Source organism: Streptomyces sp. NPDC058051, from assembly GCF_042885475.1.
Classification (GTDB): domain Bacteria; phylum Actinomycetota; class Actinomycetes; order Streptomycetales; family Streptomycetaceae; genus Streptomyces.
Window position 1 is genome coordinate 321,916 of record NZ_JBHVRW010000006.1, and the last position, 18,637, is coordinate 340,552.

At 68.9% G+C, this 18,637-nt stretch carries 14 protein-coding genes and 1 CRISPR repeat array; all 14 genes read right to left on the bottom strand.

The window, feature by feature from the left end:
• Positions 1-54: 54 nt before the first annotated feature.
• Positions 55-3,444, bottom strand: a complete 3,390-nt coding sequence (locus tag ACFVUT_RS13270) for a protein kinase (RefSeq protein ID WP_389658734.1) — start codon at positions 3,442-3,444, stop codon at positions 55-57.
• Between the two features lie 65 nt (positions 3,445-3,509).
• Complete coding sequence (locus ACFVUT_RS13275) at positions 3,510-4,817, bottom strand: hypothetical protein (RefSeq protein WP_389658731.1); 1,308 nt, start codon at positions 4,815-4,817, stop codon at positions 3,510-3,512.
• 401 nt (positions 4,818-5,218) lie between these two features.
• Positions 5,219-5,575, bottom strand: a complete 357-nt coding sequence (cas2e, locus tag ACFVUT_RS13280; RefSeq protein WP_389658728.1) for a type I-E CRISPR-associated endoribonuclease Cas2e — start codon at positions 5,573-5,575, stop codon at positions 5,219-5,221.
• A complete protein-coding gene (cas1e, locus tag ACFVUT_RS13285; RefSeq protein WP_389658851.1) occupies positions 5,572-6,555 on the bottom strand; it encodes a type I-E CRISPR-associated endonuclease Cas1e in 984 nt (327 codons plus the stop codon). Before cas1e ends, cas2e begins: the two co-directional genes overlap by 4 nt.
• Positions 6,556-6,559: 4 nt before the next feature.
• Positions 6,560-7,336, bottom strand: a complete 777-nt coding sequence (gene cas6e, locus ACFVUT_RS13290) for a type I-E CRISPR-associated protein Cas6/Cse3/CasE (protein ID WP_389658725.1) — start codon at positions 7,334-7,336, stop codon at positions 6,560-6,562.
• Positions 7,336-8,055: a type I-E CRISPR-associated protein Cas5/CasD gene (cas5e, locus tag ACFVUT_RS13295; protein ID WP_389658722.1), complete on the bottom strand. Its 720-nt coding sequence runs from the start codon at positions 8,053-8,055 to the stop codon at positions 7,336-7,338. Before cas5e ends, cas6e begins: the two co-directional genes overlap by 1 nt.
• On the bottom strand, positions 8,052-9,272 hold the full coding sequence (gene cas7e, locus ACFVUT_RS13300; RefSeq protein ID WP_389658719.1) for a type I-E CRISPR-associated protein Cas7/Cse4/CasC: 1,221 nt from the start codon (positions 9,270-9,272) through the stop codon (positions 8,052-8,054). The genes cas5e and cas7e overlap by 4 nt, the downstream gene beginning before the upstream one ends.
• A complete protein-coding gene (gene casB / locus ACFVUT_RS13305) occupies positions 9,269-10,003 on the bottom strand; it encodes a type I-E CRISPR-associated protein Cse2/CasB (RefSeq protein ID WP_389658716.1) in 735 nt (244 codons plus the stop codon). Before casB ends, cas7e begins: the two co-directional genes overlap by 4 nt.
• Complete coding sequence (gene casA, locus ACFVUT_RS13310) at positions 10,000-11,700, bottom strand: type I-E CRISPR-associated protein Cse1/CasA (protein ID WP_389658713.1); 1,701 nt, start codon at positions 11,698-11,700, stop codon at positions 10,000-10,002. The genes casB and casA overlap by 4 nt, the downstream gene beginning before the upstream one ends.
• 686 nt (positions 11,701-12,386) lie before the next feature.
• The gene (gene cas3 / locus ACFVUT_RS13315; protein WP_389658710.1) at positions 12,387-15,353 is read right to left on the bottom strand and encodes a CRISPR-associated helicase Cas3'; all 2,967 of its coding nucleotides are present in this window, start codon (positions 15,351-15,353) and stop codon (positions 12,387-12,389) included.
• Between the two features lie 240 nt (positions 15,354-15,593).
• Positions 15,594-15,804: a CRISPR direct-repeat array (repeat unit 28 nt; unit sequence CTGCTCCCCGCACCCGCGGGGATGGCCC).
• Between the two features lie 271 nt (positions 15,805-16,075).
• The gene (locus ACFVUT_RS13320; RefSeq protein WP_389658707.1) at positions 16,076-16,273 is read right to left on the bottom strand and encodes a hypothetical protein; all 198 of its coding nucleotides are present in this window, start codon (positions 16,271-16,273) and stop codon (positions 16,076-16,078) included.
• Between the two features lie 14 nt (positions 16,274-16,287).
• The gene (locus ACFVUT_RS13325; protein WP_389658704.1) at positions 16,288-16,869 is read right to left on the bottom strand and encodes an ABC transporter; all 582 of its coding nucleotides are present in this window, start codon (positions 16,867-16,869) and stop codon (positions 16,288-16,290) included.
• Entirely contained in the window at positions 16,866-17,762 is an 897-nt protein-coding gene (locus ACFVUT_RS13330; protein WP_389658849.1) for an ATP-binding cassette domain-containing protein, read from the bottom strand. Before ACFVUT_RS13330 ends, ACFVUT_RS13325 begins: the two co-directional genes overlap by 4 nt.
• A complete protein-coding gene (locus tag ACFVUT_RS13335; RefSeq protein WP_389658701.1) occupies positions 17,759-18,436 on the bottom strand; it encodes an AIM24 family protein in 678 nt (225 codons plus the stop codon). The genes ACFVUT_RS13330 and ACFVUT_RS13335 overlap by 4 nt, the downstream gene beginning before the upstream one ends.
• Positions 18,437-18,637: the final 201 nt, after the last annotated feature.

An 18,637-nucleotide genomic window follows, 5' to 3' on the forward strand; every position in this document is an offset into this window, starting at 1 on the left:
CCAGGTTCTCCATGGTGGTCGGCGCGACGGCGGAGGACACGTCCGACAGCGTCTTCAGGAATCCGGTCCGGCGAGCTCCCAGTCCAGCTCCCACAGGCTCGCCGCGCCCTCGAACCCGCCGACGAGCAGGTACCGCCCGTCCTGCGTCACCTGCATGTCGAGCACGCCGCTCTGCCCTGTCTCAAGGGTGTGCACCAGCTCACCGGTCCGAAGGCACCAGACCGTGATCATCCCTGCCGTATCGCCCGCGAAGACGAATCGGCTGTCCGGACTCAGGGCCAAGGACACGAGCTGACCCGACTGCCCGACGAATTCATGGACGCACTCGCCTGCGGCGTTCCACATGCGCAGGTTCGGCGCTTCGTCCCCGCACGCGAGAACGAACCGGCGATCGTCCGTCGCGCAAACGTCCCACGGGTAGTAGGCGTCGTTGACCGGGATGTCGATCAGACAACCACCGCTCGACAGGTCCCAGACCCGGATGGAGCCGGGCGCCCCGGAGACCGCGGTTCGCCGGTCCGTGCTGATCCGAACGGCATTGACGCGTGCGGTGTGCCCGGTGAGAGTACGCAGGCGCCGTCCGCTGGTCAGGTCCCAGAGGTGGAGTGCGTGGCCGGTGTCGGCCGCGACCATCCGGTCGAGGTCGGCGGAGATGGACGCTGCTGTGAGGATGTGGGGGTCCACCGGGACAAACGAGGCGAGTTCCGTCCCGCTCGACGTCGACCAGACGCACATGGTTCCCGAGGCCAGCACACCCGCGACCCGTCGGCCGTCGGCGTCGAGCCTCGTCGTCAGCGTGCCATCGGGAAGATCGAGCAGTGGCGTGCCCCCGTGCAGATCCCACAGGCTCGCCGCACGTTGAGTTCCGCACGTCGCATATCGACCGTCATCAGAGAGACCCATCCCGAACTTGTTGGATGCCGTGCCTTGTACGGACATCGTCCGCGTGATCCACGCTGCACGCAGTCCGGTTCGGGAGAGCCGCTCACCAAGCTCTCGCCAGGCCCGCAGGAGCCTCACGTCGCGCTCATAGCCGGAGATCGCACGCGCCTTGCCGAGAAGTTCGTGTGCGGTCCGGTAGCGGGACGTGGCGATGGCCGCCTCGGCCCGGACCGCCAGCTCACGCACTTCGTCGCCGAAGCGGGCGAGGTCGACAGCGGGGTGGGGTCGGCTCACACGCAATGCGGCTCGATACCCGACAGGGACGCTGAGATTCCATGCGCGGACGGTGTTGTCCGCGGCAGCCGATCGCGCGTGGCGGCCGTCCGGGGAAAGCCACACGTCGCACACTCCCGCCGTGTGCCCCTGCAGCGTACGAAGACAGCGCAGTTCGGCGAGGTCCCACAGGCAGACTGTGCCGTCCTCGTTCCCGGTCAGTGCCCATCGGGCGTCCTCGCTGAGGGCCAAAGCCGTGATGCCCGCCTGCGTCGTCATCCGGCGCTCGCACTCACCGGTCCGCACGTTCCAGACCCGGATCGACCGGTCGTCGCTCGCGACGACCACGCGGGAACAGTCCGCGGTCCACGCCATGGCTGACACCCGAGCACAGGCATCCGTGAGAACGCGAGAGCGGTCCGGGGAGCCAGGGCGCACGAGATGCAAGCGGCCCTGAGTGTCTCCGTGATGGATGAGCAGCGCGGATCCGTCGGGGCTCACCTCCATCATGGAGAAAGTTGCACGCTCGTCGAAGGGCTCGCGGAGAACGAGCCCGCCTCGTGCCATGGTCGTTCCCTGCCGGAGATTCCAGCCGAGCAACTCGCCGTACTCGGTCACCGCATACGCTCTGGCCTGGTCAGGGGTCATGCACAGGGCATGGACGGTCTCGTTTCCGGCCGGGGTGAACATGCGCAGCGAACGCCCCGTCTCAAAGTTCCAGAGGCGAACGCACTCGCCTCTGATGAGCGTCAGACCGAATCTGCCGTCGACACTGCTGACGCGGATGGACCAGCCCGCGCCGCTCGCGCAACTGCGCAGGCACTCACCGGTGGAGGCGTCCCACAGGCGCGTCACGCCGCTCGAATCGCCACTGATCACGCGTGTCCCGTCACGCGTGAATCCCACCTGGCCGAAGGGCGGGAGACCCGGATCCGGGTACCACGGCAAGGGCGTCGTCCGGGCTGCGGTCAGGTGACCGAGGTCCCGGGAGCCCAGGGCCTGCTTCGCGGATCGCGTTTCCGGTTCGTCGGCATGCTCACCCGTGACCAGCTCCAAGAGCTCCCGCGCGCTGTCCATGGCACCGCGCTCCAGGTGCGCTTGTGCCGTCAACGTGTGTGCGTACCAAGGGTCTCCGGCATGGCTGCTCGCGGCGCGCAGCACGGAGAGCATGACCGCATCGCTGATCTCGCCGCGCCGCCACCGCAGCAACCCCGCGTTGTACGTTGCGTCGAGATGCTGGGGGTCCGCTTCGAGTGCCTTGCGCAACTGGTCCGCAGCCTGCTCCTGTTTCCCGAGGTCGAGCAGCGACAGGGCGCGGTTGTTGTGTTCGGCCGCCCTCAGCTCGGCTTGCGTCGGCGGCATCAGCCGCGGGGCATCAGGGGCGTACTGGGCGTGGAGCTCCTCAAGCTCGACCGCGATCGCCTCGATCGAGTCCGGCCGTGACCGTGGATCCTCCGCCAAGCAGCGATCCAGCAGTACGGCAAGGGGGCTCGGTATCTGCCACGTCGGCGCATCCAGGGACGGGGTGCTGCCGCGTGTCGCACGAGTGAGCGGCCCGACGGTCGTGGAGGACTGCGCCGACGAGGCGCCGCTGAACATCTCTTTCACAGATACCGCGAAGCTGTATATGTCGGACGCCCTGCCCAGTGGCTTCCCCTGCATCTGCTCCGGTGACGCGTACGCGGGAGTCATCCCACCCCCGCCCTGAGCCACCAGGGTGGTTCTGCTCCCGGACGGACCGCCGGGAACCGCGGTCAATGCCTGAGCTATCCCGAAGTCCGTGATCTTCGCGACTCCGTCGATGCCACTTTCGAGTAGCACGTTGGCCGGTTTCATATCACGGTGCAGTACGCCGCCGGCATGGGCGAATTCGAGTCCGCGCGCCATCTGGCTGCTGATGCGCAGGATGCGTGTGACGACGGTCCCGGAGTCTCCGGCGTACAGAGCGCCGGTGTCGATCGACTCGCGCAGGCTGCCGCCACGGACGTACTCGGCGAACAGACGCGGGACACCGTTCAGCACGCGCACGTAGTAGCAGCTGCAGACGTTCGGGTGCAGTCCCAGGGACACCCAGGTCTGCGCTTCGGCGACGAAGCGTTCGATGTCGTCGGCGTGCACGAAATACTGCGGCAGCGGGGACTTGACCGCCAGGTCGATGCCCCATCCGAGGTGTCGCACGCGGTGGACGACGCCCATCCCGCCATGGCCCACGATGCGGGTCAACTGGTAGAGCCCGTCGATCACATCGCCCGTGTTCCACCGATCCACCTGCTCTGCGGAAGTGCTCACCAAGTCATCTCCTTCTCTCCTTCAAGCTGTCAGGGCCGGCTTCCCGAGGAGAAAGCGCGCTGGTGCTAGCCGATGGAAAGGGACACGCGTTCGTTGAGCACGACGGTGTCGTGTCTCTGGACGAGCACGACCGCGTCGCGGCGGACGGGGACGGCTTGTTGCCCCTCGCGGAGCAGCACGGCATCGCCGGCGCCGCTCAGGTGGGTGTACGACCAGCCGTCGTCGGAGAGTTCGAAGGCCCCGTGCATGCGGCTGATGTCGGGCCGGCTGATGCTGATGTCCTTGAGGCTGCGACCGATCGTCACGTAACTCGATTCGGTCCGATGCGTGGCGACCACGGCATCGTCCACGACCACCGACACGTCGAGGGCATCGTGGAGGGTCGGGCGACCTGTCGTCAGTGCGTCGTCGTACACCACGCGCAGAGAGCGGCTGTCAGGAAATCGCAGAACGCTTCCGTTCGGAACGAATACCGTCGTGCCTGGGCGGATCTCCGGCCCCTGGCCTTCGCCCAGCACGACACGGTCCGAAGATTTCTGGATCCATTGGAAGCCGGGTCTTCCGTCGACGCTGTCGAACCAGCGGAAGGCTCCGACAACAGCGCCTTCGGCATCTGGCGTCCTGACGGTCGGCCCCTCCGCTGTCATGGAAAGCGGCAGGTCCAGCGGACGGCCGAGGTAGAACCGCACCGCGTCCCCGGCGTCCCCCGCGTCCCCCTCAGGCTCTTCGCGATGCCCTTCGAGGAGGACGAGAGTCGTGGCCGCTTGCGGAGAACTCTCAGCGACCAACGGCGACCACACGCGCTGTTCCACGGACTCCGAAGACACGCGCCGCAAGAGGTCGCGAGCAGCACTCACCCGCGCCGTCATCTCCAGCCAGCCGTGCCGGACCTCGCCCTGCCGGACGAAGAACCGGAACTCCCGGCTGCCGGCGGCTTGGCGGCGTCCGCCCGGGATCGCCCACTCCAAGTGCGTCGTGCCGATTCCGCCGACGTTGCTGACCAGTTCCTGACGGCTCGTCGTCCGGTCCAGGCCACCGCTGACCGTGCCGATACCTGGTGTGACCGAGACGTTCGCACTGGTCGCCGCCTGGACGTGGACGTACTCCACGGACGGCGACGGCGCGTAGGCCACCGGAGTCGGGCAGCCACGAGGCGCGTGGAGCCGTGCGGAGACCACGAGGTCGAGGTCGGCTTTCGGGTGCGCGGACTGGACCGTGACGGGGATCGAGATCGCGAGATAGCGCGACGCCTCGCGCGCCGACCCGGCAAGGTCCGTGCCTTCAAGCATCGCCGAGGTCGCGATGTCGCAGTCGATCTCACCTATGACAACCGCCGACGCCCGTGCGCGCGGGCCGCCGCCATGTCCAGGCATCGATCGGCCTCCTGCGAATCGAAGTGGGATCAGCGCACATTCATCATGCCCGACACCACTGATGTGCGGGGCACAGCTGGACAATTGAAAGGAATGAGGGTAACCGGGACGCCGGTGCGGCGGAGGCCGCCTCTGCTCGGCGACACTGGCCGCCTTCGGGTACGTCCCTGCGGGCGCGGGGAGCAGCGTCGCCCCGACGTCGAGGTAATGCCCGACCCTGGACCATCCCCGCGGGCGCGGGGAGCAGTGCCGCCGTCGATCGCGGCCCGGGGCCCGGTAGGGACCATCCCCGCGGGCGCGGGGAGCAGGCTTCGCGACCTGCGGGTTTAGCGCGGGCGTGGGCCGTTCTGGAGTACTTTCATAGATTCCGGCAAATCGACCGAACAGTGCATTATCGGCGTTCATGCCCTCCCGAAGCGGCGCCGCTTGGAGGCCTTGCTCCAGCCCGGCTTCGGGCTCTCGCTGCCGCTCCGCGGTGCCGCCGCAGTGTTCGGGCGGCGGATCAGCGTCAGGCCCTCGTGGTCGACGGGGTGCCAGTTGTGGTCGTGGGTCCGGAAGGTGAAGCCTTGTTCGTTGTTCGTCGTATGGGCGAGCAGGGCCCGGCCCTGACCCGCGTACTGCTGCACCTCGTCCCACAGCACGTCGCGGATTCTTGCCGACGGGTTGCCGATGAAGACGCCCGCGGAGATCTCAAGCAGCCACCGAGTGAGGAACCCCCGCAGGCCGACGGGGCAGTTGGTGAGGACGATGACGGTCACCAGAGCATCGCCTCCTCCTCTCCATGGTCCCCGTTCCCGTCTCCGTGACCGTAGTTGCGGCCGGCCGGAACCTTGTGGCCGCCGTCGCTCTGGAGCGTGACGACATCCTGGTCACCGGAGACCGCGGAGCCTGCGCCGTCCGGCAGCAGGAGACGCTTGATGTCGTCCACGCAGCGGTCCAGCAGCGATGTTTCGTTGATGCGGTCGCGCAGGGCTCTGCGGGTGCGGGAGGCGACGTCCTCCTCGTCCTCCGCGGCGATGTCGAAGGCCAGGGGGATGCCGATCTCGGTCTTGTAGAGGTCGGTGATGTCGAGGACGAAGGACAGTTCGTGGCCGGAGTGGACGAAGCCCAGCGCCGGGCTGCAGCCGAGGGAGGCCACGACCGCGTGGGCGATCCCGTACATGCACTGGGCAGCGGCGGTGATGGCCTGGTTCACCGGGTCGCCGGCGGCGAAGTCACCCGGGGTGTACTTGCGGCCGCGCCATCGGATACCGGTGCGGGCCGCCTGGGCGCGGTAGCAGTCCTTGACGCGGCGGCCTTCGCTGCCGAGGAGTGCCTGGCGGGTGAGTCCGGCCGGGTCCTCGTCGGGAAAGCGCAGCCGGTACATGGCGCGGGCGACGGCCAACCGGCTGCGGGCGTTCGCCCACTGGACCGCCTGGGCCTCGGCGAGCGCGGACGAACGGGTCAGGGCGCGCCCGCCCGCGTAGTAGCGCACGCCTTGCTCTCCCACCCAGGCGACGGCGGCGCCGGTCTCGCCGAGGACGCTCATCGCCTGGTGCGTGATGCGGGTGCCGGGCCCCAGGAGCAGGGTGCCGATGGTGGCCGACGGAATATGGGTGGTGCCGTCGGCGTCCTCGGCGGTGATGGCGTTGGCATCCCGGTGCACCGTGCAGCGCTCCAGGTAGATGAAGGACAGCCGTTCGCCGGTGCGGGTGAGGTGGCGCGGGGTGAGAGCCGTGCGCTGGGAGATCGTCGTCACCATTTCACTCCGTGCCGGGGGTGAGCGGTGCCAAGGTGATGAGGCCGCAGCCGTACGCCTTCGCCTTGCCGATTCCCTGGGTGAGGGTGCGGCGCAGCGCTGCGGGGTCGGTCACTTCGAGCCGACCGTCGAAGGTGACCGTCACGATGGTGACGGGCTTCTTGCGGGTGCCGTCGTCGCTGCGGGACTTGTCGAAGGACAGGCCTTGTTTGTCCCGGACCGTCAGTTCGTACTGGTCCCCGAAGTGCTCGTGCTTCTTGAACGTCGTCCCGCCGGGGAGCAGGCGTTTGCTGTCCGGCTTCTCGAGGATGCGGAAGCCCCTGTCCTTTTGGCGGTCGAGCAGCCAGGCCATCTGATGTACGGGATTCAGATGGGCGGTGCGTTTCGTCGGCTCGTCCGCCTTGCGGCGGATGTGATGGATGGGGTTGGCGGTCAGTCGGAATGCCCACTTCTGTCCTGCGGCCAGGCGGTCGAGGAACGGGGTGTACGGCTTGGTCTGCCAGCCCGGGGTCTCCGGGTCGGTGGCCGCCGCGGGCCAGCCGGCCTGTTCCACGAGATGGGTCAGGTCGGGCCGGGCGGGGCTGACGATGTACAGCAGCACCTCGGCCCGTGCGTTCCGGTCGAGGCGCCACAGCACCCGCGGCCCGTCGGGAGCGGGCATGTCCGAGGGGAGCAGGCCGGGAAACGATGCCATGACTGCCGCGTGGAGCACCTGGGGAGAGGAGAGCAGGCGGCGGGAGCCGGGGCGTGCGGTGTTCACGCGAAAGCGGGTCAGGAACATCAGGCGCTCTCCTCCAGGGCCTCGAACGGATCATGCCGGGGATGCCGGTGCACGGCGGCCGGGTTGGGGACATTCACCGTCCTGCTGACCACGGTGCGCAGGGCGTGCCGGCGGTGCTCGGCGGCGAAACTGAGAGGCTGGTCGCGCTGGAAGTCCGCGTCGTGCTCGTCGTCACCGGCCTCGCGCAGGACGACGAGGGACACCATGGCGTCGCTGCGGCGCTGTCGGCGGTACCAGGGGGCCGCCTGCCATTCCTCGTCCGTCAGTGCCTGGTGGAGTGAGATGCCGTCGTGGAGCCCGAGTTCCACGGGGCGGGCCGGTGGGCAGGAGCGGCGGCCCAGGAACGGCGGGTACACCGGTGCGCGCAGGGCGGCGTGCAGGGAAGCGAGATGTTCCCTGTCGCCTTCGAGCGCCGCTACGAAGACCGCGTCAGCCAGGTAGAAGCGCTCGGACAGCGGCATGGAGGTCTCGGTGACGCTGTGGTGTGCGGTCTGGAAGTCCCGTACCCGGGTGCCCGGCTGGTCGATGCGTACGCCGAACCGGAGGGCGCCCAGCCTCACCAGTGCCGCGTCGTCGCCGCGTTCGGTGCCGGACGCTGCGGCGAGCATGCCGATCACGCCGCTCTTGGTCGGTGCGGACTCGGTGGTACGGCGGGTGAAACGGGCGGAGGCCCCCCAGGACTGCAGGGGGCCCGCCAGCCTCAGGGTGAGCACACTCATGCGGGCTTCTCCAGGAGCTCGGTGACGGCCTGGCCGACCGAGGCGACGAGCTCGGTGATGTTCGCCGATTGGGTTCCGAGGCCGGCGAGCTTCTGTGTGTTCGGGCCGACTCGGAGCACCCAGGTGAGGGTGGAGTCGTCGTCTCCGTACGCCCGCTCGATGTCGGGGACGTACTCCGCCAGGCGCGCGGACGCCTCGGCAACATGGCCGCCCTGGTCGCTGCGGACGGGCTCCTCGAACGCGGCGACGAAGCTGATGGGCCGCGTGGTGCGGAGCTTGACGATCACAGCGTCGGGCAGGGTGTGGTGTCCGAAGGTGTTGATCTTCCCGGTCGGGAGTGACTTGGTGAAGCCCTGGACGAATGCCTCGACGGCGCGGCGCACCGGGGTGGTGCGCGACTCGTCCTCGCGCAGCCCCTCGCCGAGGTTGGCGGCCAGCTGATGAACGCCGAGGCCCGCGTAGCGGTAGAGGGTCGCCGAGTTGAAGTCGACGGTACCGATCATTCCGGCGCCCGGCTCCGAGTCCTTGTTCCGGTCGTCGACGGCTGTGAAATAGTCCGACTCGTTCTCGACGCGGTGGACGCTGATGGCGTGGGCAACCTGGACTGCGGCATCGACGTTGAAGTCGGCGTCGTCCGCGACCATGCGGCCGAACAACGCAATATCAACGGAGTGGTGGGTGTCGGCGATCTGCTTGGCCCGGGCTTTGTTGTCCTTGTGTTTCAGGAACGCCTTGATGTCGGCGGCTCCCTCCACGGCGAGACGGGCGAGTCCGGCGAACTGACGGGTGCTGAGAAACACGAGGTACTTGGACTGGGGAGCAGTGTCCGCCGTACCCTCCTCGCCCGCTCCGTCCTCGGCCGCTGTCTTCTTCGCGGGGCTCTTGCGCTTGGGCACCTCGGTCTTCAGGCCCGTGGCGGCGATGACCTCTGCCGCCAGTTTCAGCGCGTCTGCCTCCGCCAGCGAGGGGTCGACATCGCAGATGCGGTCGGCCAGGACCTCGACAACCTTCTTGGTACGCACACCCAGTTCGCTCGGGTCGAGGAGACTCTCGGCCTTGAAGTAGTCCCGGGTGGCCTTCTTCCATGCCTGGCTGGAGACACGGGCCCGCGGCACTCCCCCGTACACCGCACTCTTCGGAGCACCGGTGTCGTCCCGGTTCAGGTTGCTGGGCGGGACGGTCTGCAGGGCGTGCACGTCGAGGTAGAAGCGGTTCACGAAGCGTCCTTGTCGGTGGTGGTCGTGTCAGGGGTGGCAGTGGTGCCGGTGGTCGTGGCCGTGTCTCCCGCGGGCGTCCGTTCCTCGGCGTTCTGGTCGTCTTCGTGCCAGGCGTGGAAGGAGCGGCCCCATTCCCCACGTACGGCGTCCGGACCGCCGGGCTGCTGCCAGTGGTAGAGCTGTCCGGCGAGCAGGGCGTAGTCGAGCGGGAACTGCTCGCGGCGCAGCAGCAGGACGATGTCCCGCAGGCGCTGGGCAAGGGCTGTCAGATCCGGTGCCGTACCGACCCGGACCAGGCGTTTGCGCAGGGGTTCGTCGATCTCGCCCGGCTTCATCATGCGGCGCACCGCGGCGCCCACTCCGCGCGGCTTTCCGGGACTGCCGGTCTGATGCATTCCGGCCTCGCCGCGGGACTGCTGGTGCAGGGCCCACAGCGTGAGAGCGACGTGCAGGGCGTCTTCGGCCCGGGCCAGTTGCCTCTCGCTCAGCGCGTGGGGGCCCTCGTGCGGCTCGTGCAGCGGTGTCGTGTCGACGAGATTCCAGAGGTCGGGGAGTTGTCCGGCTTCACGGCCCGCCCCTCTGCGGAGCCTGGCCAGGGCTGCCACGTCCTTCGGGTTGTCGGCCAGATATCCACGCTGGAACGCGGTGATGCGTTCGGCGGCAAGTCTCTCCACGCGCTTGCGGGCAGTGGGCCATGTGGTGTCGGTGGGCGGAGCGGCGGCGGTCGTCATGCGTGCACCTTCGTGGCGGTGTCGGTCGCCGTGGCGCTGCCCGCGCCCGGCAGTCGGTCGGAGAGATTCGGGTGGCCCAGGCACTTGTTCAGGCGGGATCGGAACCACTTGCCCGCAAGAGTGGAGTTGAGCCACTCGGTACCGCTCTTGCGCGTGATAATGCGGCCCTGCCAGGCGGCGTCGCCGGCCTCGGCCATGAGGCGGTCGCCGAGCCTGCTCACGGTCCGGTACACCTGGCGCTGCCATGCGGTGCGCTGCTCGTACGGATCCTCGTGGCGGTCCAGGCCGGCCAGCCATGTGCGGTACGGGGTGTCGAGTGCGGCAAAACCGAGATCGCGTGCCGTGGCACCGGGCCCATCGCTTTCGCTGCCCACGGCACGGGCAAGGTCGGTGGCGAGGTCGCCGAGTGCGTTGACGGCGTCGTCCGCATCGGTGACGGCGCCGACGGCCTGCTCGGCGAACTCGCGGTTCTGCTGGTGGAGCAGGGCCACTGCCATGGAGATGTGGTCATCGACGACTTCGTCGATGACGGACTGCTGCGTGCCGTACCGGGCCCCGACGATCCGGGCCCGGACCAGATACCCCTGCTCCAGCTCTCCGGCCGTCACCAGATACGCGATCCATTCAAGGACACCGGGCCGCAGACGGTTCGCGGCTTCCGCGCCCTGGAACGCCTCGGTCCGGTCGGCGATCAGAGAGGCGATCCCCCGCCACGCGGAGCGGGCCGGGTCGTGTTCGCGGGGCATGTAGACCAGGGGTTCGCCGTGCTTCTTCTCCTGCGCCGTACTGCGCCGCCAGGCGGTCATCGGCTCGTAGCCGTGCTTGTTGCGCGCGTGGAGCGGGTCACCGTAGCCGAGAACCACACCGTGTACGCCGTCGGCGTCGGCGTGCAGGAGCAGGCGCCGCGACTGCCAGGTGTACAGGTCGCGTACGCCCGTGGGCGGACGGTTCGGTCCTTCGCCCGGCCCGCACGCCTCTCGCCGCCAGGCGGGGAGGTCGTTGCCGCCGTCGAAATTCAGGCCCGGGGTGTCGGCGGGGGCCACGAGGTTGAGCAGGAGGGTCTCACGCAGGGTGCGCCCCTCCGCGAAGACACCTCCGAGGTTGCCGGCCCATCCGACTCCGAGCGGATACACCTTGCCGCCCTTGACCCGGTCGTCGCCCGCGACGCCGGTCTTGATGCCGGAGGTGTCGTAGGCGTGTGTGTGGACGACCCAGCGGGCGGCCTCGGCGAAAGTGAGCCGGTCGACGGCGGGCATCCGCGAGCTGAAGAAGGGCTCCCCATTGGGGACATCAGCCACGATGCGGTTGAGCGGGAAGACCTCGTTCTTCGTCGTGTGCAACCCGGCAACCTGGAAGAACGGCGCACGGGCGTCGAGGAGGTCGAACCGGTTTCGGTACGTGTCGAGATAGTCGGCCAGCGGCGCGAAGCAGTCCTCGTCCTCCCACAGATCTGCCCAGTGGTCGGAGTCCCGCGGCCCTTCGAGCGCGTCGTGGGCCGAAGCGAGCAGCAGGCGTAAGAGGGCGAATTCCTGGGTGGGCAGATCCCCGACGAGCCGACGCAGGGCGCCTGCCTGCTCGAACACCTCCCCCAGTGACACATCGCCCTGAGTACCGTCCAGTCTCAGCACCGGAATCCAGGGCTGCGTAGTCAGGTCGAACGACAGCACGCCCGCCGTCTCTTCGCTTGTTTCAGGCACTGGTCACCTCAAGGCCGTCGCTCTCGCTGTATCGGAGTGAGAACCCTGCCAGACGGGTCCGACAGTCCTCGTCGAGCAGACGGACCGGTTGTGTGGCGAGCCACTGGCCCACAGAGGCGTCAATGTGAACTGGCGCGTGGCCGGGGACGACCGCCGGACTAAGGGGTGTGTCATGAGGTCTCGGGATCCTCTTTTCCAAGATAATGCAACACACTAAGGGGAAGGTTGACTGCACGACTGGATCCGCTAGAGTGCGTTCTCCAGTTCTGCAACACACTAAGGGGAGCCGAGAGTTGAACGGTTGGATCCGATGGTTCCTGGTGATGATGGGCATCGTCACCATCTTCTGGTTAGCCCTCTTGCTGGGTCGCTTGCTGCCGTTAGGCGGCCCTGCAGACGAAGCTGTCAGGTGGGGTGTCGCCACAGCCCTTGCAAGTGCGGTATCTGCCGTGGCGGGCCTGCCTTTGGTCCGGTGGGCAGAGAAAGCCCGTCGGCTGTCGGAAGAAGGGTGATCCGCCCTTCGCTGCTCGCGTTGCGCCAGCCGCAAAACAAGAGTCCGGCTGCGTGGAAGGTCTTCGAGTAGCATGCGATCACTGCTCCCCGCCAGGACGGGGATGGCCCGAGACTGAGGGGCGTACCAGGCTTGGTACCTCACACTGCTCCCCGCCCATGCGGGGATCCTCTGCTCAACCACTGCGCGCCGCCTTACCCTCCTGCCCTTCAGCGTGGATCACCTCAAGGCCGTCGCTCTCGCTGTACCGGAGTGAAAACCCTGCCAGACGGGTCCGACAGTCCTCGTCGAGCGCGAGAATCAGCTGGCCGGACAGCCAGTGACTGTCCTTCACCTGCCAGGCGGGAACGTAGAGTCCCTCCAGCTCCTCGATCGCGCGGTCCATGACATCGGCGTACGAGAACTGGATCGGCAGCCTCAGCCCACAGCTCGCCGCCGCCCGTGCCGTTCTCGTCGGCGGCACCTGGTCCCGGGGCAGCTCCAGCCCTGCGAGCCGGTTGCCGTGGCGGTCCGGGGCCAGCCAGGGCACCGTCGTCAGCGATCCATCGGCACGCTGCTGCACGACAACGACTTCCAGGCTCTCCCTGCTGTCGCGGACCTGGGCCCGCCCGGTCCGGGTGTCGTCCGCGTCGCCCACTCCCGCCGCCACCCATCCGAACAGCGGCTTGCCGTCTCTTCCGGCCTCCTCCAGCCGGAACACAGCAGCCCGTCCGGCCTGGTCGGCACAGTGTTGTTCGTACCGCTCGAACGCCTCGGCCATCGCCGGCGCCCAGCTCTCCGGACCTGCGGGACCATCGGCGTATGCCGTCTGCACGAGCAGGCTGATGTCCTCGGGCAGCCGTACGGGACGGCTCTTTCCCTCTTCGAAGTGGGGCAGGAGCGCGGCCGCGGACCGCAGGAGCGCGTGGGCCCCGTACACGGCGAGCGACCCCCGCACCGGCGTCGGCACGTCGGCCGTCCAGTCGGCGCCCGTGACCAGACAGCGCGCCCGGCGCAGCCGCTCGGGGCGTTCGTACTGCCCCTCGCCCCGCTGATGCCGGTGAAGACGGCCCATGCGCTGGAGCAGCAGGTCGACCGGGCAGAGGTCGGTGACAAGCAGGTCGAAGTCGACGTCGAGGGACTGCTCGGCCACCTGGCTGGCGACGACGATGTGCGGCCCGGTCGGGCGGTTCTCCGCTTTGCCCGGCGGCCCGAAGCGTTTCAGAAGATCTGCGTCCTTCGCCGCCCGGTCGACGTCGATGAAGCACGAGTGGGCGACCGTCACGTTCTCGTCGCCGAACCTGGCCCTGAGCGCCTGCGCTGTCTCCAGCACCCGCCGCACCGTGTTGCGTACGACCAGCACGCAGCCGCCGCCGTCCAGTTCGTCGGTGAGCCGGTCGACGAGGGCATCGAGACCGTCGCCGGTCCGTTCCAGGACAACGTCCGTGCCCCGGGCGGAGGCCCCGGGGCTTCTCAGGAACGGTTCCCCACCAGGCGTCACGGCGGTCAGCAGCGGATAGGCGCGGGCCTCGCCCAACGCCTCGAACTCCGTGGCACTGCGAACTGCCGCCGCCTTGCCGCCCGCGTACGCCTCGACAAGCTCGCGGCGCCTGGCCGCAGGCAGAGTCGCGGACAGCACCACCACCGGCACCCGATACGCGCCCAGCCACGACAGCACACGGTCGAGATAGACGCTCATGTACGCGTCGTAGGCGTGTGCCTCGTCGATGACGACGACTTTGCCGGCGACCGCGAGGTGACGCATCGCCAGGTGACGGCTCTTGAGCCCGGCGAACAGCAACTGGTCGACGGTTCCCGTGACGAAGGAAGACAGCATGGCCTTCTTGCGTCCACGCAGCCAGGCATGCGCGACAAGCTCGGCAGCAGCGGACCGCGTCTTGTCCGAGGGACGCCACCGCGGTTGCTCGGGTGCGTCCACGTCGACGGCAACGATCCGATGGCCGCTCTCGCGCATCAGCTCGGCGAACCTTTCGTTCAATGCGGCCTTCGAGTGGGCGAGCAGGACCGAGTACCGGGCGTCCTCGGCTCCGGGCAGCCGGTCGAGCCAGTCCAGAAGGCGGGGGAACATCGCGTTGCCCGTGGCCATGGTCGGCAACGCGAGGAACACACCGCCCGCACCCGAGCGGGCAGCGAAGACCTCGGCGACCGCGAGAGCAGCCTCGGTCTTGCCCTCCCCCATCGGTGCCTCGATCACCATCAGTCCCGGCTCGTCCATCGTCCGCGCAAGCTCGACGGCGGCTTCCTGCACCGGCCGGACCTTCGCGCCCGGCGGCAGCCCGAAGCGGGAGGCGAACAGTTCCTGAGCGTCGCCCTCGGGATGGTCCGGGCACCAGGGCGCCGGAAGGTCCAGTCCGCGCCAGGCCGCAGCCACGCGCTCCTCGCTGCTGCGGGCGATGTCCTGAGGGAAGTACGGGAAGAGGTCCGCGTTGCTGGCGACCCAGTCGGCGACGATCACCAGCGCCGTGAGCAACACCTGCACCGGCTGCGGCAGTTTCACCGACCGCCACTCGTCCAGCCGGTCCCGTACTCCGTACTCGTCGGCACACCCGTCGAGCAGCTCGTCCTGCACCCGCCGCCATTCGGCCCGGCTCGGCCCCGGAGTACGCAACAACTGACCGTGCTTGTGCAGGGCAGCGATCTGCCCGGGCTCCGGAGGCACCCCGTGGTGCCCTCCCACGACGACCGTGACCTGCCCGGTCTGCTTCACCGTCCAGCCGTGCCGCTCCTGCAGCCACTCCCCCAGCAACGCCTGCCCGGCCAGCCCGTGCGGCGCGATCCTGCGATCCGGTCCCATGGCGTCCCGCGAGCGCATCTTCAGCCCCTGCGCATCCATACGGTTCGCAAGCTGGTCGACCTGACAGGCGAACGCGGGCGTCGCCTTTCCGATGTCGTGCACCCCTGCCAACCACACGGCGAGCCGCCGCGCGTCCTGCTCACCGCTGGGCAGCGCCGAGGCGATCAGCCTTCGTACGCTTGCGGGCAGCCACGTGTCCCACAACAAGCCGGCAACAGCGGCGCTGTCCTCCATGTGCCGCCACAGCGGCAGCCACCCGTCGGAATCCCTGTCGTGCTTCGCCCACACCGTGAGAACCGGCCCGTCAAGCCTGTCCCGCAGGGAGTGAGACTTCCCCTCACCCGTCATGCCAGATGAATACAGGCAAATACCGCTGCAGGATGCCTATATGACGAAGATTCAAGAAAACGGCGTCCGATCCCGGCGCAGCCCCGCGAGAACAGACGGGAAGGCTCTAAGATGGTCGTTTTGCGCTGCCGTCGCCTGACACTTGCACGAAAGAGCCGATGAGATATGCCCACTTTGTCGGAATCAAAGAAAGTGCGGGAACCTGACATTTCCCCGCGCTAAAGCCGCAGGTCAAGCAGCCTGCTCCCCGCACCCGCGGGGATGGCCCCTGGCCGCCGCACCAGCCCGAGCCGCCTCCTCCCTGCTCCCCGCACCCGCGGGGATGGCCCTCCGTCGGAAGTAACGTGATCTTGCTTCGCGTTCTGCTCCCCGCACCCGCGGGGATGGCCCCGCCACCCCGTACGTGAGGGCGCACGTGGCCGTCTGCTCCCCGCACCCGCGGGGGTGGCCCACTGACGGCTCGTCAGGACTCAGACGGCGAATCCCACGCTCGTCCAGGAAGTCCTGGAGGGCGGTCGGGGAGGTGTAGCCGCCGTCGACCAGATGCTTGGCGGGCAACAGGCCACGCCGCGTCGGCTGTCTCCGAATCTGCTCGCCGGAACGGGGCCGGAGCGACAGCGGACACCTCGACAACTGCATCAACTTTCGAAGCAGCCCCGAGCATGCACCCTGATCATGCTGCCGCCGCACCGAGAAGCTCCAAGGTCCCCGGCAGAGTCGGGCTAGCCGGAGCACGCCGTGCGCTGGGCCTCCTGCCATTCGCAGACCGGGCAGAGCGTGATGCCCTTGGTCGACTCCGGGTACTCGGTCGGCTTCCGGCACAGCACGCACTCGGCGTACGGGAGTTCCGCGACGGTCTCCGTCCCGGCTGCGGGCGCGGGGGGCATGGCGGGTGTCCCGCAGTACGACTCGTCATCCATGCGTACGAGCGTACTCAGCCGCGCAGCGAAGTGAGCCTGCAGGCGAGCCCGGTCACCGCCGCGGCGAGAACGGCGGCCGCGAGGAGCGGAAGGAGCGGCAGGTGCACCGTGCCGCTCCGTGAACCGGTGACCAGCCCCGTCACAGCACGGTTCGCGGGCGAGCCGCTGGTCACCAGGGCCAGCAGGGCGGCGATCACCGTGGCGGCGAGGGACCAGCCGCGCCGGTGCAGCAGCGGCACCCGAACGGATCCGTCGGTGCTGGTCGGCTTGCTGATCAGCAGCACGATCAGGGTGGCGACCGCACCCAGCAGCCCGGCGCATCCGAGCGCGCTCAGGAGCGACGCCAGATGGACCCGCGGCGCCCCCGCCACAGCGGCGGTGACGGTCCGGGCAGCGGGCGGGTCCTGGTGGGCACAGAGCTGTACGAGCCAGGCGGTGACGGGCAGGAGCCCGGCGGCGGCGTACCCCAACGAGTCGAGGACGGGCTGCCCCGACTGCACACCGACGCCGACGAGGGCCGCATACAGCAGGACGGGCGCGAGCCAGCGCTGGGAGCGGATCAGCAGGGCGGTCTGGTAGCGGAGGAGGGCGGTCATGGAGCCTCGGGGGTGGAGCGGGCACACGAGGTCGGAGCGGCCGTCGGACACGGAGCCGGGCCCGGGGCGGTCGTCAGTTGTCGGATGTGCCAGGGCGGGCGGGAGGTGAGGAGGGCTCGCAGCAGCGCGTCGGAGTGCACAGCCGCGACGGTGAGCCGAACACCTCCGTCGGCCGCGGGTGTGCGCTCAGGCGCACCCGGCAGCCCGGACGGCAGCGCGACGCCCGGTGGGCCGGCCGCCTCGATCCGTACCCGCGGCCCCATGCCCGTGCCGTGCGCCACGGGCACGGCGGCGAGGCCGTGGCTCTCGACCCGGAACGCGGCATCGACGGTGCCGGCGAGTCGGCGCGGATCGTGGTCGACGAAGACGACGGTGGAACCGGCCGCGACCCGCTCGGCCACGGCCCGGTCCAGCTCGTCGCGGGCCGCGGTGTCCAGGCCGGTCCATGCCTCGTCCAGGACCAGCAGCTCCGGTTCCGCCAGGAGCGCCTGGGCGACGGCGACCTTCTGGCTGGTCCCCTTCGAGAGTTCCGCCAGCGGTGTACGGGCATGGCCGACGGCCCCGAAGCGGGCGAGCCACGACTGCGCCCGGTCGGTCGCCTCGGAGGTCCGCAGACCGTGGATCCGGCCGAGGTGGACCAGGTACCCGGCCGCGGTGAACGGCAGCGCGGCCGAGAAGCGCTCGGGGACGTACGCCGTACGGGGCCTGCGGCCGGTGATCCGGCCCTCCGTAGGGCTGTCGATCCCGGCGAGCAGCCTCAACAGCGTCGACTTGCCGGTGCCGTTGGCACCCTCGATCCGGATCAGGGTGTGCGCGGGCAGGTCGAGGTCGACACCGCGCAGCACCCATGGTCCGCCGAGGCCGTACCGACGGCCCACCCCGCTCAGGTTCAGTTGGCCGACGCCTTCTCGGGCTTGACCTCGCTGGGCCGTACGATCACGAACCCTTCCCCGTCCAGCCGCAGTTGGACAGCCTCTCCGGAGCCGCCGCGCATCATCGAGCCGAAGCTCTGCGAGCGGTGCAGCGACGTCGTCAGGTTGGCACTCCACCCGACCACCGCGTCGGTGTCGACGCACACCGGCTGATGGGGAGTGATGGGGATCACGATGGGGTGGCCCTCACACATCAGGCCGAGCTTGCCGTACCCGGTGAAGACCGTGTTGAAGATGCCGCCACCGGCTATCCCGGCGCCCTTCACCGTCTTGATCTCGTAGGAGAGCGTGGCATCGAAACAGAGCACGTTGCGGCCGTTGATGGTGAGGGTGTCCCCCTGCTCCATCTCCACGATGAAACAGTTCTCGGCCTCGTGCGCGAACCAGGCCTCGCCCTGGCCGCGGACCGCCATCAGCGGCAGCCCCTCGCCGGTGACGGCGCGCTTGAGCATGCCGCCGATCCCCTGACCCTTGCGCTCGAACTGCAGATCGCCGCGGAAGGCGATCATCGATCCCTGGCGGGCGTGCATCTCGCCGTTGACGGCGTACTTGATGGATTTGGCGTTCTGCAGGGACATCCCGGGGGCGGTTGCCTGCTGCGCCATGTTCTCGCTGGAAAAGAGATCGCTCTTCATGCCGCGCATCCTCACCCGGAGCGCTTCATTCCGCCAACATCCGTGAGATCCCGACGCTGCTCAGCCCGAATCCCGACGCCGCTCCGCCGGAATCCCGACGCCACTCAACCGAATCCCTACGCCGCTCAGCCGGAATCGGCGGGCCCCGGTGCCGTGGCGAGGTCCGCCGGGAATCGGCACTCGGGCGGCTGGCAGACTGGG

Coding starts and splice junctions, on each gene's coding strand:
- ACFVUT_RS13335 (WP_389658701.1), bottom strand. CDS start 18,436: ATGAAGAGCGATCTCTTTTCCAGCGAGAACATGGCGCAGCAGGCAACC.
- cas5e (WP_389658722.1), bottom strand. CDS start 8,055: ATGAGTGTGCTCACCCTGAGGCTGGCGGGCCCCCTGCAGTCCTGGGGG.
- ACFVUT_RS13325 (WP_389658704.1), bottom strand. CDS start 16,869: ATGACCGCCCTCCTCCGCTACCAGACCGCCCTGCTGATCCGCTCCCAG.
- ACFVUT_RS13275 (WP_389658731.1), bottom strand. CDS start 4,817: ATGCCTGGACATGGCGGCGGCCCGCGCGCACGGGCGTCGGCGGTTGTC.
- cas3 (WP_389658710.1), bottom strand. CDS start 15,353: ATGACGGGTGAGGGGAAGTCTCACTCCCTGCGGGACAGGCTTGACGGG.
- ACFVUT_RS13320 (WP_389658707.1), bottom strand. CDS start 16,273: ATGGATGACGAGTCGTACTGCGGGACACCCGCCATGCCCCCCGCGCCC.
- casB (WP_389658716.1), bottom strand. CDS start 10,003: ATGACGACCGCCGCCGCTCCGCCCACCGACACCACATGGCCCACTGCC.
- cas6e (WP_389658725.1), bottom strand. CDS start 7,336: ATGTTCCTGACCCGCTTTCGCGTGAACACCGCACGCCCCGGCTCCCGC.